This window comes from Sporosarcina siberiensis (genome assembly GCF_042681925.1).
Taxonomy (GTDB): Bacteria; Bacillota; Bacilli; order Bacillales_A; family Planococcaceae; genus Sporosarcina; species Sporosarcina siberiensis.
In genome coordinates, this window is sequence record NZ_JBHUGI010000032.1 from 18,095 (window position 1) to 35,278 (window position 17,184).

Annotated in this window: 14 protein-coding genes; 3 read left to right on the forward strand and 11 right to left on the reverse strand. The window is 38.0% G+C overall.

All coding sequences use genetic code 11. The features are described from left to right. Nucleotides 1-82: 82 nt before the first annotated feature. On the forward strand, nt 83-1,177 hold the full coding sequence (locus tag ACFSFY_RS11000) for an NAD/NADP octopine/nopaline dehydrogenase family protein (RefSeq protein ID WP_381538000.1): 1,095 nt from the start codon (nt 83-85) through the stop codon (nt 1,175-1,177). A 111-nt stretch (nt 1,178-1,288) separates the two neighbouring features. Here ACFSFY_RS11000 and ACFSFY_RS11005 read toward each other — a convergent pair whose 3' ends face one another. The 6 genes from ACFSFY_RS11005 to fdhF all read right to left on the reverse strand — a co-directional run bounded on the left by ACFSFY_RS11005 (nt 1,289) and on the right by fdhF (nt 8,070). After that, nucleotides 1,289-2,956, reverse strand: coding sequence for an ABC transporter ATP-binding protein (locus ACFSFY_RS11005; RefSeq protein ID WP_381538001.1), 1,668 nt, complete (start codon nt 2,954-2,956; stop codon nt 1,289-1,291). Further along, complete coding sequence (locus ACFSFY_RS11010) at nt 2,953-3,720, reverse strand: energy-coupling factor transporter transmembrane component T family protein (RefSeq protein WP_381538002.1); 768 nt, start codon at nt 3,718-3,720, stop codon at nt 2,953-2,955. Before ACFSFY_RS11010 ends, ACFSFY_RS11005 begins: the two co-directional genes overlap by 4 nt. 15 nt (nt 3,721-3,735) lie before the next feature. Further along, entirely contained in the window at nt 3,736-4,338 is a 603-nt protein-coding gene (locus ACFSFY_RS11015) for an ECF transporter S component (RefSeq protein ID WP_381538004.1), read from the reverse strand. 220 nt (nt 4,339-4,558) lie between these two features. Beyond that, nucleotides 4,559-4,696: a DUF4256 domain-containing protein gene (locus ACFSFY_RS11020; RefSeq protein ID WP_381539047.1), complete on the reverse strand. Its 138-nt coding sequence runs from the start codon at nt 4,694-4,696 to the stop codon at nt 4,559-4,561. Continuing rightward, nucleotides 4,648-5,127, reverse strand: coding sequence for a helical membrane plugin domain-containing protein (locus tag ACFSFY_RS11025; RefSeq protein ID WP_381538006.1), 480 nt, complete (start codon nt 5,125-5,127; stop codon nt 4,648-4,650). Before ACFSFY_RS11025 ends, ACFSFY_RS11020 begins: the two co-directional genes overlap by 49 nt. 6 nt (nt 5,128-5,133) lie before the next feature. Further along, a complete protein-coding gene (fdhF, locus tag ACFSFY_RS11030; RefSeq protein WP_381538008.1) occupies nt 5,134-8,070 on the reverse strand; it encodes a formate dehydrogenase subunit alpha in 2,937 nt (978 codons plus the stop codon). Nucleotides 8,071-8,245: 175 nt separating this feature from the next. Here fdhF and fdhD point away from each other — a divergent pair, with 175 nt between their 5' ends. Continuing rightward, nucleotides 8,246-9,037, forward strand: coding sequence for a formate dehydrogenase accessory sulfurtransferase FdhD (fdhD, locus tag ACFSFY_RS11035; protein WP_381538009.1), 792 nt, complete (start codon nt 8,246-8,248; stop codon nt 9,035-9,037). Between the two features lie 152 nt (nt 9,038-9,189). Here fdhD and ACFSFY_RS11040 read toward each other — a convergent pair whose 3' ends face one another. From ACFSFY_RS11040 to ACFSFY_RS11060, 5 genes are all read right to left on the reverse strand, one after another. Continuing rightward, entirely contained in the window at nt 9,190-10,458 is a 1,269-nt protein-coding gene (locus tag ACFSFY_RS11040; RefSeq protein ID WP_381538011.1) for a VWA domain-containing protein, read from the reverse strand. 63 nt (nt 10,459-10,521) lie between these two features. Next, on the reverse strand, nt 10,522-10,887 hold the full coding sequence (locus ACFSFY_RS11045) for a rhodanese-like domain-containing protein (protein ID WP_381538013.1): 366 nt from the start codon (nt 10,885-10,887) through the stop codon (nt 10,522-10,524). Nucleotides 10,888-10,960: 73 nt separating this feature from the next. Further along, on the reverse strand, nt 10,961-12,286 hold the full coding sequence (locus ACFSFY_RS11050) for a DUF2254 domain-containing protein (RefSeq protein WP_381538015.1): 1,326 nt from the start codon (nt 12,284-12,286) through the stop codon (nt 10,961-10,963). Between the two features lie 282 nt (nt 12,287-12,568). Beyond that, the gene (locus ACFSFY_RS11055) at nt 12,569-13,729 is read right to left on the reverse strand and encodes an aminotransferase A (RefSeq protein ID WP_381538017.1); all 1,161 of its coding nucleotides are present in this window, start codon (nt 13,727-13,729) and stop codon (nt 12,569-12,571) included. A 465-nt stretch (nt 13,730-14,194) separates the two neighbouring features. Further along, nucleotides 14,195-15,796, reverse strand: a complete 1,602-nt coding sequence (locus ACFSFY_RS11060) for an ABC transporter substrate-binding protein (RefSeq protein WP_381538019.1) — start codon at nt 15,794-15,796, stop codon at nt 14,195-14,197. 380 nt (nt 15,797-16,176) lie between these two features. Here ACFSFY_RS11060 and ACFSFY_RS11065 point away from each other — a divergent pair, with 380 nt between their 5' ends. Beyond that, complete coding sequence (locus tag ACFSFY_RS11065; RefSeq protein WP_381538021.1) at nt 16,177-17,142, forward strand: dimethylarginine dimethylaminohydrolase family protein; 966 nt, start codon at nt 16,177-16,179, stop codon at nt 17,140-17,142. Nucleotides 17,143-17,184 lie beyond the last annotated feature (42 nt).

The following is a 17,184-nucleotide window of genomic DNA, read 5'->3' on the forward strand; positions in this document are numbered from 1 at the left end:
ATGTTATAATGTTATAAGTATATAAAGATAGACTTAATCAAAATTAATGGACTTTAAAATAACTCAAAAGGAGTAGTTATAAATGGCAAAAAGTATGAAATGGACGATTTTAGGTGGCGGTAACGGTGGCCAAACAACAGCTGGTCATTTAGGGATGATGGGCTTTGATGTCACATTATACGATATTTTTGAAGAAACGATTGAAAGCATAACAAAACAAGGCGGAGTTTATCTAGAAGACGCATTGAATGGTTTTGGAAAAGTTCGTCGTGCAACAACAAATATCGAAGAAGCACTACAAGATGCGGACATCGTGCTTGTTACAGTACCAGCAACTGCACATACAACTGTTGCTAAAGCATGTGCCCCTTACTTGAAAGATGGTCAAATCGTCATCTTAAACCCAGCGGCAACATTTGGATCATTGGCATTCAAAAAAACACTTAAAGATGAAGGTTGTACTGCAAATGTTACATTGGCAGAGACGAATACATTGTTGTATGGTTGTCGGATAATTGAACCCGGTAGAACGCAAGTATTCGGTCTAAAAAGTAGAATACTAATTGCAGCCCTTCCAGCAACAGAAACGGCAAATGTAGTTGCAGCTGTTCAACCTGCATTTCCACAGTTTGAAGCTACTGAAAGTATCCTAGTTACAAGTTTTGATAATACAAACCCGATTTTACATCCTGCAACAACACTACTTAATACAGGTACAATTGAATCTGACCATGAATGGCACTTCTATATCGATGGATTCACGCCATCCATCGGACGATTTGTTGAAGCTATGGATGAAGAACGACTTGCAATTGGACGCGCTTTGGGACTTGAATTACTCTCATGTCGTGAGCAAATGGAAGTAGAGTATAATGTATTTGAGAATAATCTAGCAGATTCAGTACGTAAAAACAGTGTATATCAGGATATTAAAGGGCAAAAAACGCTCGACACACGCTATCTAACAGAGGACATTCCAATGGGACTTGTTCCATTCGTTGCTCTTGGAAAGTTGCTCGATTTACCTACAGAACGAATGGAAGTAATTATTTCCATGGGGCAGCTTGTACTTGAACGCGATTTGATGAAGGATGCAAGAACACTTGAAAACCTTGGCATTGAAAACATGACTCCTAAAGAGTTTATAAACTATGTAAAAACTGGTGAACAGCGTTAATTTAATAAATAATTAAAAAGAGTGAGCAAATATGCTCACTCTTTTTATGTATTCTTTTTTTCTTAGAATAACAAATCTTAGTATTATCAATTAGTGCTACTTGAAAAAAATTTACCTCGTTATTAATTCACTACTTTTCAATATAATACCGGGATAACCCATTCGACGAGCAAGCTGCGTAATATGGGGTTGTTCAAGCTTTGCCTGGCTTAGAAGTTGTTCCTGGCCATACGCACTACGTGTTTCTCCGTCGAACACTACACACCCTTCGCTCAAAATTATTGTACGCTCGAAGGTATTCGCAACAAAATCCATATCATGTAAAATACATAATACTAACTTACCTTGTGTGTATAACTCTTTGATAATCTTAGCCAACATCTTTTTTCCTTTATGGTCTTGTCCCATAGTTGGCTCATCGAAAATAACAATTTTTGTATCCATTGCTAAAATCGAAGCTACAGCAATCATTTTCCGTTCAGCAAGACTTAAATCATATGGGTTTTCATCTTCTTTACCAGTAAGGCCAACGAGCTCTAACATTTTCATTGCATTGAGTTTTGCTGTTTCTGTAGATTGCCCAATATTTAATGGACCAAACATTACCTCGTCAAGCACATTATTCTTAAAGATTTGATCGTTGGGATTTTGAAAGATAAGACCAATTGTAGCAGCAAGTTTTGCAGCAGTACTGTCAGCTGTCTTAATGCCATCAATAGTTATCTCACCTTTACATGGTTTCAATAGAGCCTTCAACAATTTTACAAATGTAGATTTACCCGCTCCGTTTTGCCCGATAATTGCTATCGGTTTACCACTCAATGTACTATCGATGCCCTTCATAATAGCTATGTCTTTTACATAGTTAAAATGAAGATTCGAAACAACAATCTCAGCTGTTTGGAAATCGGCTGTATTTTGTTGGTGAACTTGTAGAGTGAAATTTTCTAATCCAGTCGTTGGAATCTCTTCTAATACAATAGGTAGAAGATTCGTTGTGTCTTGAGTCAGCCAAAGTGATCTAGCTGCCGATGTATAGATTGGAGGCTCAATTCCATATGTACTCAAATCATCGCGTGAAAATATCTCTGTAGGAGTACCTGCTTGTATTAATTTCCCTTCATGCATTAAGAAGATGCGGTCTGAATAGGCAGCAAGTTTTTCGACCTTTTGCTCGACCATGATAATTGTAATTCCTTGTTTAGAAAGTTCACCCACGACTTTAAAAACTTCTTCAGAGCCTTGTGGATCAAGCTGAGAAGTGGGTTCATCAAATATAAGAATATCAGGTTTCATGGCGATTACGCTGGCAATCGCAACACGTTGCATTTGACCACCCGAAAGAGAAAAAGGGTTTTTATCCCGCAACTCTTCAATATCTAGTTGATGCATACACTCTTGAATACGACGGTGCATTTCATCCCGTGGTACACCTAAGTTTTCAAGCCCAAATGCAATTTCATCGTAGACTGTAAATTTTGCCCCAGTCATTTGGGAGAACGGATTCTCGAATACGAGACCTACTTTAGCTGTAATATCACTAATTTCTTGGGTATACACTTCCATATTACCAATAAAGACATTTCCGCCATATGCTCCTTTAAAAAAATGAGGAACTAAGCCACTAAGTGCATAGCAAAGTGTTGTTTTTCCAGCAGTGTTTTCACCAGCAATACCAATGAATTCACCTTTTTTAACAGTAAAAGAGACATCATTTAGTGCGAAATTTTCACGTGTTGGGTATTTATATGTAAGATGTTCCACTCGAATACTACTCATAGAATAACCCTCCAAATAATTACCGCAATCAAAATTGCTACTAACAGAAACTTTACAGCAACTCCATATTTAAAACGAATCGATTCGTGAAGAAAAGTTCGTTCACTTTTTGAGTTGAACCCTCGAATTTCAAGAGCAATCGAACGTTCTCGAGTATCATTGAGTGAATTTAACACAACTGGACTTAGCAGCGGGATGAATGACTTGATACGTGCTACTAGATTCCCCTCAGTTTCCATTCCTCGTGAGCGCTGAGCGTCCGTTATTTTTCCAGTCATTGCAATCATCTGCGGGATAATCTGCAAAACTGATAAAAGAACATAGCCTATTTTTGGCGACATCCCTTTACGAATAAGCGATTCTACTAAATCATCAGGCTTCGTAGTTAGGACCAGTACCCCGAATGCACATACCATATTTAGAACGCGAAGTGTCAATAACAATGCGAACGAAAAACCTTCTTTGTAAATAGGAAGTGACCCAATCGTAAACAATACAGTTGCACGATCAGGGTGAAAAAAACCTTGCACGACAACAATTGAAAAAATGAGTACTAAACTAAGTCCCATAATTGGAATAATGTATTTAAACACTCTTCCAACAATGAGCAATAATAGCGTGAATGCAAGGACACCTATGACAAATAGATGATTCGGTAAAATATACGTCACTGCCACTGAACTAAAAACGAATAGTAGTTTTGATAATGGATCGACGTCGTGAATAATCGAATCTTTTTTCACATAGAGCGTCATATTCTTCATAGTATTCCTCCTAAATTACAGACGTTCGATTTCTGAACGACTATCGTACATCTGAGTTACATTTTTTGGTAAACCTTTAAATATCAAAAAGCTGATTAAAACAGTAACGATTTTATCAGGTACATCTACAACGACACTATCGGCAAATGAAGCTAACCATAGAGGTAGGTCTTGGGCAATCATCGTTGCAAATAATGCATCTCCCCAAACGTTACCTGTTTGTCCGCCCCAAAACATAATATTCAGCGGGGTAGAAACTGTCGCTGCTATCAATCCAACGACAAGTCCGAGGACAAGTGCTTTTCCAATCGAAGCAATCCATCCTTTGTAAGCCATAATCCCAACGACAAGACCAATGACTCCCGATGTTATCGCGTAAACAAATGAAACCGGACTAGCTGTAAAACCATAAATAATATTATTAATAATTCCCGTTAGTGCCCCAATAATCGGACCCGCTAACATACTAGAGAGTATTGTTCCGATAGAGTCTAACCATAATGGTAATCTTAATATCTCTGCAAATAGTTTTCCGAGATAGTTAATACCAATTGCTGCCGGAATAAGGACGAGTGCAGCTGTTGAAAATTTAAGAGACCACATACTTTGTTTCTTCATAAAATAGTTCCTCCTCTTATCTATTTAACAATCTTTCTCGCATAAATATTCCTCTTCCTCAAGGTGTCTTTACACAAGACAAGACCTATTATAGACCATATGATTTCAAATACATAGGTTTAAATTTAAAAAGCTGCTTAATATAAAAAGGACCTGAACCGGCCCTAAAATAGTTTTCTTTTATACAAACTTCTGTCAATCGGTCTCTACTCTACTGAAATCATGCTCTTAAAAAATCACGAAAACCTCTGGCTACATAATAAGATTCTGCTCCGTTGTGATACACAAAGATATGGTCATAGCTAACCTTTACTTCCCCAATTCCCTGCCCATACCCTTTAGAAAATCGAGTCCGAATTTCAGTCCACGATTAATATCATCGTCTTTTAATAACGTCATAAGTTGGATAACCCCAACCTTTTCATCATTGTCTCTATACAATTCCGCCTCATTTAAACCACTTCTTACACTTTCCACAAGTTTAGATGTAATCGCCGGATCTATGGATGACATTACTGCAGAAGCATTCATTACGTGGTTGATTAAATTAGTAATGGGTTCTCTTGAGACTTGGTCTACAGCAATTTTTGCAATTTGTTCTTTTGCTTTTACCATTGCCGCTACAGCATCCAAGACGCCAATATCATTCAGTTCCCCTGTTATTGATAAAATCTTTTCCAGTGCCTCATCCTGTTTGGCAAGTAACGCCTGAAGTTCCTCTAGTTTTTGTTCTTGAATTTGTTCTGGTGTATATTGTTTCTTCTTAATAGAAGTAATTGGAACCGCCATCCACTTTCACCTCTCCTCTTTTTGGTCTGTGAGTTGTACATATCCAGGGCGCGCCCATTTACGTTCAACTTCAATACCTTTTGTTGGATTTCTTTTTTTATTTCTATGATTGGTAGATGGTAATGGATTCTCACCTTCTTTTTGCAGTAATTCCATACGTACTTTTGTTTGCTTAAATGCCGGAGTATTCGTTCGCTCATCCGTTGCCGGTCCAGTTAAAAAATTAATGGCAGACTCTTTTAGAACTGAATTGAGTGGCAAAAATAGTTCGTTTCCTTGAACTCGATCCGTTACAATTGCAGGTACTTTCAGTGCACCGTACGGAGAAATCAGCCGCACGATTGAGCCCGTAAGAACCCCACGCTCCTCGGCAAGTTCTGGCGACAATTCAACAAATATCTCTGGAACTTTCGATTGAATTCCAGCTGATTTATTCGTTAAGTTTCCTTCATGGAAATGTTCAAGCAATCGACCGTTATTAATATGCAAATCAAACTCAGTCGGGAATTCTACCGGCTCTATCCAATCAGACATTGCGAATCGAGCTTTCTTATCTGGGAAATTAAATCCGTCTACATAAAGCAATGGAGTACTTGAACCATCGTGACTTCCCCAGAAGAAACTATTCCAATCTTTTAGAACTTCATAATTTGCCTGACTAAACAAAGGCGACAAACTCGCCATTTCATCAAAAATATCACTTGGATGACTGTAGTTCCAATTCGCACCCAATCGGTTCGCGATCTCTTGGACAATCCACCAGTCTTGTCGCGTATTCCCTAGATTCGGCAACGCTTTATACAGTCGTTGTACACGTCTTTCTGTATTTGTAAAAGTCCCATCTTTTTCAAGGGAAGGCACAGCTGGCAAAATAACATCTGCATACTGAGCAGTTCTTGAAAAGAAGATGTCTTGTACAACTAGAAAATCGAGATTGGATAATACTTGGTCGACATGGTTCGCATTCGAATCGACTAGCGCCATATCTTCTCCAACAATATACATTGCTTTCATAATTCCTTTGTCCGCTGCACGTATCATTTCGACACTATCCATACCTGGTTTGTTATCAATCTCAACGCCATATGCTCGTTCAAACTTTTGACGTGCATCGTCATCACTGACATGCTGATAACCTGGAAGCCAACCGGGTAACGAGCCCATATCACAAGCACCCTGAACATTATTATGTCCACGTAATGGATAAGCCCCAGCTCCTGGACGTCTGTAATTCCCTGTAGCCAACAATAGATTTGAAATTGCTGCGGATGTATCCGAACCCCCTGTATTTTGTGTTACACCCATTCCCCATAAAATACATGTACCGTCCGCATCCCGTATCATTTCTGCAATTTCAATTAATGTTTCCTTCTTGATACCCGTCTGCTCAAAAGCATAATCCAACGTATATTTAGTTAATACTTCTTGAAAGTCTGAAAAGAAATTAACATTCTCTTGAATGAATGCTGTGTCATGCCAGCCTTGGTCAATCATGTATTTTGTAACGGCCATTAGCCATACTTGATCGGTTCCTTGTTTTGGTCGAATAAAAATGTCCGACCGTTCAGCCATTTCATTCTTCCTAAGATCTGCCACTATAAGCTTTTGACCGTGTAATTTATGCGCCCGCTTCACTCGTGTCGCAAGTACAGGATGTCCTTCTGCTGGATTCGCACCAACAATAATGACAAGTCCGGCTTTTGCGATGTCCTTAATCGTTCCGGCATCGCCACCCATACCAACCGTTCGAAACAGCCCATCTGTTGCTGGAGACTGACAGTAACGAGAACAGTTATCCACATGATTTGTTTCAAACACTTGTCGAGCCAGTTTTTGCATAACATAGTTTTCTTCATTTGTAATTTTAGAAGAAGAAATAAAACCTACACCGTCTTTTCCATGTTCTTTTCGAACAGTTCCCAATTTCTCAGCAACCAAATCAAGAGCTTCCTCCCATGAAGCTTCTACAAATTCATCACCACGACGAATTAAAGGTTGAGTTAAGCGCTCCTCACTGTTAACAAAATCCCAGCCAAACTTCCCTTTCACACATGTTGAAATCGCATTGACAGGTGCTTCTGAGACTGGCTCAATTTTGAGTATTTTACGATCCTTCGTCCATACTTCAAAAGAGCATCCAACACCGCAAAACGTGCATACCGTCTTCGTTTTTTCAGTACGCGTTTCACGCATTGCAGCCTCCGCGTCCGATATTGCCATAATACCGCTATAGCCAGGCTCCACGTCTTTTATCAAATCAATCATAGGTGTCATTATTTCTTCAGGCATACTCGTCATAAAACCAGCTTCACCAAGCATAGTTTTTTCCATTAATGCATTACACGGGCAGACTGTTATACAATGTCCACATCCTACGCAAGAAGAATCATTAATTTTTGCTCCACCATCCCACAGAACGATTGGGCGGTCTCGTTCCCAGTCCATCGTTAGGGTCTCATTCACTTGAAGGTTTTGACACGCCTCCACACACTGACCGCAAGCTATGCACTGATTCGGATCATATCGATAAAATGGATGAGAAAAATCCACCGAGTCCACAGAACACTTTGGTTCAAAAGGATATTTCTGATGTTCAATTTCCATCAAATCTACAGTATTATGGATTTTGCAATTGCCGTTATTATTATCACAAACTGTGCAATAGAGTAAATGGTTTTCCAGTATACGATCCATTGCTTCTGTTTGAGCCGCTTTGGCACGCGGCGAGGAAAGTGATATACTCATCCCTGAAACCGCTTTCGTTGAACACGAACGAACAAGTTTTCCATCGACCTCAACAATGCATGTATCACACGTTTCAATCGGGTCCACTTCAGGTAAATGACAGATTTGGGGATGTTCAATTTTGTAATGGTTCAAAACTTGAATAATGGACAATCCATTCTCAAATGTATAGTTTTCTCCGTTAATTTTTAAAGTCATGAAATACCTCCTTTTAATAAAAAAACAATTAAATTCCCTCTTGTTGCACTCATTATAGTTGATAAAATGAGATTTAACAATGAATCTCTTCACTATTGATAGATAATTCAATATACTATTAGATATTAGACTAATACTTTTATATACAGATTTCTTCTAGATGGAGGGTACTTAAATGAAATTATTTAAAGAAAGAGTTATTTCACATTACTCAAATGGGCATTTCATTAAAAATGACGATTTTGTAGCCGTGGAACATGCAGTCACGATACGTATCAACAACGAAGAGTTTATGACGATTGTTTGTTCTCCAGAATACATCGAAGACATGGTTATTGGTTTTCTAGCCTCTGAGGGCGTTATTCCGAGGTTTTCGGATATTCAAGGAATTTCGATATCCGAGGACTCTTCCAAAATAGACATTCAAGCAACGAAAAAGTATTCTTTTTATGAAAAAATGCTTGGTAAACGTTATATCACTTCTTGTTGTGGAATGAGTAGACAGGGTTTTGTGTTTGCACATGATGCACTGACCGCAAAGAAAATGAATGACATTTCAATCACCCTTACTCCCCAAGACTGTTTTTCATTAATGAAACAAATGAATGATACCGCAGATATTTTTCAAAAAACTGGTGGTGTTCATAATGCTGCGCTTTGTTCCTCTGAGGGGGTTATCGTATCTCGAATGGATGTGGGTCGGCATAATGCTCTTGATAAAATTTACGGTCATTGTTTACGAAACAATATCCCTGTTCACGATAAAATCATCGTCTTTAGTGGACGGATTTCGTCGGAAATCTTATTAAAAGTAGCCAAAATCGGCTGCGAAATTGTGTTATCTAAATCTGCTCCTACAGAACTGGCACTCGAACTGGCAGAGGATTTAGGCATCACAACTGTTGGTTTTATACGCGGGGAATCCTTTAATTTATATACACATCCTGAACGAATACGTAACGATTAATTAATTTTCCGTGAAATTTATACTACCGAAAATAATCTTAGAAATTGATCTTTCCGTACTGTTGAATGCGTAGAAGCCGTGTCTATTAATATAATTTTAAATACTAAACTTAGTTTCAAAATAAAAAACCTTTACATTTTTCGTAAAGGTTCCTAGTTTGTAATTCCCAATCGCCTTGCTTCCTTAAGCCAATGCGGAAATTCATTAAACAGCCGATTGTAGAGGTCTTCGTCGCTGATTCGATCTAAATCATCCAGAGCGAAGAAGTTGGCGTTATCTACGACACGACCTGATAAGTTATCTAACTTTTGCAATACACCGAACTTCGCATTCCCTATTCCGACAAACTGCCAAAAAATATTTTCCTTCGCGCTATCAATTAGTAACTTTGAAATCTTTTTTTCTTCATAAATGCCGCCGTCGCTAAAGAAAACTACATATGTAGGAAGGTTTTTATCGGGTTCTTCCACAGTGAATTTGTGAATTACATCAGCCATCACTAGTGGTTCATTGTTGCCAACTCCAACTCCGCCAAAAATACGAGGTTGTGGATACGTTTTTTTCACATAATCCTCATAGTCCTTTTCTGTAACACTAGGTGCCCGCATAAATTTACTTCCAAAGAACCAAACGTCCAATTCGCCATCATCATCTATACTTGCAGCAATTGCTAGCACTCTTTCAAACGCAAGCTGTACGGTCCCTTTCGAATACAGATTACTCATCGATCCCGAAGCATCAAATACCACCGCAACTCTAGCTTTTTCTGTAGTGAGTTTGTTTTTCTCTAGAGAAATGGTTACTTTCTTCTTTAATAAATCAATCTTCGTCAGATTTATAGTTGATATTGGCGCTGGTGTTGATTGAATTACTTTAGACGGTAATTCTTCCGCAACCTCTTCTTCTACAACAACTCCATGTGCTTCAGCTAACGGCTTTAGACCTCCATTAAATCCTTTGCCTATCGCTCTAAACTTAAACCACTCTTTATATCGATAGACTTCAGCTAATACTAGGGACGTTTCATCGCCTAATTGGTCAATGTCAAACTGAACTTCACTGTTAAAGGACTTTGCGGAAATTTTCAGGTTTGGTATATTTTTTAAAGTACCTGGCCCATCTAATGTCACTGCAAATACACACTTCTGTATTTTGGATTGTTTTAGAGATTTCAGGGAAAGAGAAAATGTTTTAACAGTTGGTGTCGTTTCAAAAAGTTCTATCAAACTTGTAGGATCTTTCGGTTGGTTGTAAAAGATCATATACTCATCTGTTGGAACGTTTCCATCCACATTGACTAGAAAGCAACTTACATCTAAATCAGCTGCGGAACTGCCCCACTCCACCCTAATCTTAAGAACATCATCCACTGCAATTGGTGCATTAGCACCTCTAATTAAAGCAACACCCTTTTTCACCATCGCTAAAACCTCCTTATGTAGTCTACTAATGATAATCTAATTTGTTCTTTAGCCTATCGAAAATCAGTATTCTACTTCACCCGTCCAAGAAGACATACCTTCCGAAACGTTAACTAAATCATAACCCTCTTTAATTAAAAGTTCACTCGCTACTATTGAACGACTGCCGCTGCGACAAATAACTATATACGATTGTTTTTCATCCAAAACTGATCGCTCACCATTCTTTAATTCAGATAAAGGTGCATTTATCGCACCTATAATATGTCCTTCCGCAAATTCATCCACCTCACGGACATCAAGAACAATTGCTCCATCGTCTTGCAGCTGCTGAACTTCGTCAATATCTACGGTTACATATCCTTTTTCCGTCCCGCAAGCCGCTAGCAGTAATAAAATCGCAATAATCAGCCAACCAATCTTCTTCATTAAAATCTTCTCCTTATACGTCCATCTACTTAGTTTTCTTTATATTATCATGTGATGCATTCGCTATATGGAATCACTCCTTTGAAAAAAGAGCATTTTCTACATGGTCTTTGGTTAACAAAAGAAGGGTTTCTTGCTTGTCGCAAAGTCGTTCCATATCCAACGGTTCAAAAATCGAATGATCAAACCGCTTCCATACATATTCACCCATTCGGCGAACTTCTTTCAACGTCTCATTTGAATCTTGACGGCTGCGGGTGATGTACAACAAAGCATCCAACATCGCGTGCAATATACTTGCATCTTGCCTTCCGTAAAAACTCATTTGGCTGAACGCAGCGTACAAATAATCATTTAAGCCAAATTGAGGTGCAAATAAACACGCTCGGTTCTGACTTGTATATGATATCATCATGCCACCTGACGAGTGCGATGCTTGCTCAAGTACTTCCCCCATAGAGTGTATGCATCTTACCGCTGTATTCGGGTCGTTAATCCCCGGTGACAAAGCACGAAGTCCAATCTCAGCAATTTTTTCAATTCCATATTCAATGTCTTGTAATGTCGAACGTTCTTCTCCAACTGCAAAACACGAAGAGACATTGAAGTCAGGGAGTTCCTGTTGATGATAGACCATGGCTACAATGCTTTTAGTTCCGACAAACGAACCAACCGGCGCAATAATATCTATTACTACTTCATGTTCTTCTGCCCATTCCGTCAATTTTTCAAAGTTTATAAACTGGACATAACCAAAAGCATCACACCTGAATTCTGTCATAGAAGAACTTGAAGTGGCAAATGGAGGCTTTTCTTTCATGATCACTACGGCTTCATCTTGAGCGGTGCGCTCATTGGATTCAATTGTTTTCAGAACTTCAGTTGTAAGCTCGCGAATAAGGCGGCTCACTTGAACAGATCTTCCTACCTTGTGAATGAAATACGCAAAAAATGCTAAACAAATGACTGCGATTATTACCGCGACAGAAGCAGAAATGACTTCGTGGTAACTTGTTTCTTTGCGCATAAATAGTAGAGATAAAATAGAATACACAAAACCGCCCATAAAGATCCCTAGAACGCGTTGTGTGGACGGTGCATTTAAAAAGTTTTGAAGAGCCCTAGGGGAAAATTGAGATGAGTACATCGTCAATACGACCATAATTGTTGAAAACGTAATCGTGGTCATTGTTAGCAATGCTCCCGAAATCGTTCCGAGTATCGTTTGCGCCAAGTCTACAGATGTCCGCATATAAGACGGTATATAATCTATCACCTCTGCATTGAATTTCGTATCAATGAGCACTGTTCCTAACGCAAGAAGTGAAGCAAATATACTATAGACACTTGGGACAAACCAAATGCTTTGTCGCATTTTCAATACTAGTCTTTTAAGCATTCAGTGCATCCTCCTCATCTATTTCTCTGATGTTTTAACTACCCTATTATACCCAAAAAAAAACAACTAAAGGAGCTTTTCACTTCGATTAATTAGATGTTTTCAATAAATTGTTGTATGGTATCATTTTGTGACTACTGAACTAGATTAATGTCGAAAGGAAGTAATTTCTAAACTGTTTACAAGATACCAAACAACACCGATAGGAATTATCCACATCGGTGTTGAAATAGATATATTTTTTCGCAATTGTAGATATTCGTACTTAAAAACAAATCGGGATCACTGACCCAATTGACCTACAAAATTTTCAATTCTATTTAAACCTTCTTCGAGGATTTCCATTGAGTACGCAAATGAGATTCTAATATAACCCTCTCCTAATTCAGAAAAAGCACTGCCAGGAACGACAGCCACATGTTCTTTTTCAAGAAGTGCATCAGCAAATTCTGTTGATGTCATGGAGAACTTTTTCACGGATGGAAATATGTAAAATGCCCCTTTAGGCTTGCTTACATCGAACCCCATAGACGCTAGACGTGAATATACATAATCCCTTCTTTTTTGATATACTTTTTTCATTATTAACGGATCATCAAATCCATTGGTCAACGCTTCAAGAGCTGCATATTGACTAATGGAGGAAGCACAAGTCGTACTGTAAACTTGAACTTTGAATGCCTCTGAGATTAAGTACGCTGGCGCAAATAGTAAACCAATTCTCCAACCAGTCATTGAATGCGATTTGGAAAGACCGTTTATGACAACAGATTGATTTTTCAGTTCAGGAACAGCTGCAATTGAATAATGATCCTCTTCATAATTTAACTCGCTATAAATCTCATCCGAGACTATGAAGATGTCTTTCCCTTTTAAAAGTCGACCGATTTCTTCCAATTCTTCTTTATTAAGAATAGCACCAACAGGATTTGATGGATACGACAGAATTACACATCTCGTCTTTGGCGTCAACTTTTTTTCTATTAAATCCGCGGTCATTTTAAAATCGTTATTTGTAGTATCTACGAACACCGGAACAGCTCCACACATTTGTATCAAAGGGTGATAACCAAGATAGACGGGACCTGGTAATATGACTTCACATCCCTCTTCCAAAATCGTTCGTAGGACGATATCCAAAGCTTGTGTTGCTCCGGTTGTAATCAATACTTCATCTTCCCAGTTATAGGACAGGTTGTATTTTTCATTCACGTATTTACTTGCGGCTTTTCTAAGTTCGGGTATTCCGGCTGTATTTGTATAAGATGTTTTATTTTCGTCAATTGCTCGTTTACCAGCCTCTTTAATATGTTCAGGCGTAAAAAAGTCGGGTTGCCCAATCGTTAAATTTATCCCATCCTTTAATTCTGAGATTCGTTGGGAATACAATCGAATAGGGGATAATTTCACCTCTTGAACTCTTTTATTAAGTAGATGCTTCATACTATCTTCTCCTTCTTAACCATTATGTACTTACACCAAATTCTTAAAGCTTTTCTTGCTGGAGATAAAATTAGTTTTCCAGCTTAAACTCACCGTTCATTACCCTAATCCGATTTTATTGTCTAATAATTCAATTATATATTGACGCCAAGTTAATATAACAACCAAAACATTAAGAGTCAATAGATATCAGAATATTTAAAGCATATTTAAAGAAAAAAACACCTTTAAAACAAAAGAACTAACCTATTATTCTTTCTCAAATATTAGCGATACATTAGATTACTTTCTGTAATATCACATAAATGCAATCTTGTTTTATTATTGAATCTCATGTTGAATTTTACTAGTGAGATGATTCAATTTTCGGATGTCGCTTTCTGAATGATTAAGAAAAGAGCTGCCCAATCCAGTTAAAACCGGATCGGACAGCTCTATTTTTATATTTGTAAAACGTATTAACTTTTATTCCTCAATTTCAACATTCCAAAATACTGCGCCTTGGAAAGTGTTAAATCCTTTTACTTTGCTCGTTTCACCATATAAAGTGTTAAATCCGCCTAGAATTGATATCGGCATATGCTTCTCCCATGCGTAACCTTGAAGTTCATCCCATAATTGTTTAGCTTCTTCATGAGTAGAAGATGTTCCAATCTTTTCTGCCAAGTCCAGTATAGTATCATCCTGCACTCCCAACCCATAAGTAGGGCTGACTGCTAATAATTGTGTTGGAGTTGTTACTGTTCCAAATGTGGTGATGAAAGCATCCCAATCACCCGGCTTATTTTGCTTTTCCGAAAGTGTCGGCCAATCAAAAACTTCTAGTTTTACATTTACTCCGATTTTCGTTAATTGATCTTGAATGACTACTGCAGCATTGTAAAGATGCGGATAGTCACGTGTTGTCATTAGTTTAAACTCTTCGTTATTGTAACCTATTTCCTTTAATAGTTTCTTTGCTTTTTCCGGATCATTCTCATTATAAAATTCGCTTCCTGCTTCGCTTCTCCAGTTTTCAATATCTCTTGTCATATATCCCGAATCCAACCAATAAATATCTTCGTTTGTAAATCCACCAAACATAATTTCATTTACATCAAGTGATGCATTGATTGCTTGGCGCATTTTGACATTAGATGCCGGACCTTGCACTTTATTATAGACTAAGACAACTTCTCCAACTTTCTCCAAAACTGGATTCATGTCCGAATCTTCGAGTAATCTATTATAACCATCGTATTGCATTGCATAAGCAATATCATATTCTCCTGTTTGCAAGCCTGCAAGTCGTGTAGCTGCATCTCCAACAAAATCAAAGTAGAGATCATCGATTAAAGCTTCTTTGTTACCGGAAAGCCCATCTGCTTCACCTTCTACTGCTTGATAATCGTCGTATTTAGTAAAATGAATGTATTGGTCCGTTTTCCATTCAACAATTTCGAAAGGACCCGTACCGATATATTCTGATACTCCAGCTTCCGCAGTCGCTGCTTCAACAATTTCTTTCGGCATTATTGCAGCCGCCATTTTCGCTGAAGCCATTGTATCCAAAGCTAGTGCTGAAGGCTTTGCCAACTCTAAAGTAACTGTGTAGTCATCCTTTGCTTCAAATGTAGCATCCGTAAAAATAGACCCTGTAATGGAAGACTTTTCAAGCCAACGGTTCATCGATGCTACTACATCGTCCGAAGTCATTTCTTTACCATTATGAAACTTTACACCTTTTCTTAAATTAAATGTATACGACTTACTGTCATCACTTACATCAACTGATTCGGCAAGCATTGGAACCGGTTGAAACTTTGAGTTTGTTGTAAGTAGTGTTTCAAACATAAGCCTTGCGATATCCCTAGTGGAGGTAGAGGTTGAAGTTGGTTGGTCCAGCGTAGGTGGCTGCGCAGATAATGCTACTCTTAATTCTCCTCCACCTTTTTTTGTTTCTTCCCCTGCTTTTGTATCATTCTTTTCTTCACTAGTTTCAGGTGAATCCGAACTACACCCTCCAAGAACAAGCATTAAAGCAAATAGCATTATTATGTAAAGTTTATTTTTCCCAAGAATCTTCATACAATTAATCCCCCAAATCTTTATAGTTTTCACTTGTTCACTCTTTGGCTTCCTTTCTATGTATTTTGTAAATATTCTTACATAAACCTCAACCTAAATGCAAGCTTTCTAGAAATCATCCCAACTATAGCTCAATAATATGATGAAATATTTAGAATAAAGGTTGTTGATTAGATAACATAACATTAATCACGGTGCGAGTGCAAGTTGAATTTTCTGATTGTATTTCTATTTTAAATATAGCGAATTGAGGTTCATTAAATAAATTACTGTATTTTAACTATTCTATATATTTGGTGGACTATTATTATTATCTGAATTATACTAAATATTGTAGTTAACTGAGTACTACTACAATACGTAAATTAGGAGTGGAATTTATGAGTAATGTTATAGAAAAAGTTAAAATTCAAGGTGAACGTTGGTTCCCATCAACAACTTCTTTTGCAGACAATATGGAAGAGCTATGGGGAGACTGGTATTGTGATTCAGAAATCGGAAAATTAAGAGATGTAATTATGCGTAGACCCGGGAAAGAAATTGAATTTGTAACACAAGAAAACTATGCCGATTTTCGTTGGAAAGGACCAATGGATGTAAATAAGGCAAGACAACAACACGATGCGCTAGCTGATATTTATAGAGCCCATGGTGTAAATGTCCATTATGTAGAAGAACAAAGAGCTGATCGACCGAATGCACTTTTTATGAGAGATCAGGTATTTATGACACCCGAAGGAGCTATTGTTTGCCGTAACGGTATATCCGCTCGGCGAGGCGAAGAACGCAAAACTGCAGAAGCTTTGGCTAAATTAGGTGTGCCAATTATTAAAACAATTAATGGAAATGGCTGGTTTGATGGCGCTTGCGGTATGTGGATTGACAGAGAAACGGTTATTTTAGGTACTGGCGCTCGTGCTAATAAAGAAGGAGCGGCTCAAGTTGAGTCCGAATTAAGAAATATTGGTGTAACAAATATTATCAATTTCGAAATCCCTTATGGACATGCACATTTAGATGGACTCATGAATATTGCCGATAGAAAAACAGTGGCATTGTTCCCGTGGCAAGTTTCGTATAATGTTGTAAAGGAATTCCTAGATCGTGACTTCAAAATTATAGAGGCCACTAACCTCGAGGAAATTAAATGGGGTTCTTGTATGAATTTTGTAGCATTAGAGCCTGGGAAAGTTGTTGCACCTGCTGGAAACATTGAAATGAAAGCAAAATTAGAAGATGCGGGTGTTGAAGTAATTGAGACAGAAATTGATGAACTTCTCAAGGGCTGGGGAGCACTCCATTGTATGACCGCATTTCTAAAGCGGGATCCAATAGGAAAACTCTAATCAGTCTCAGACTCTCTATTAAAGAAGCCAAGCAACTATCAA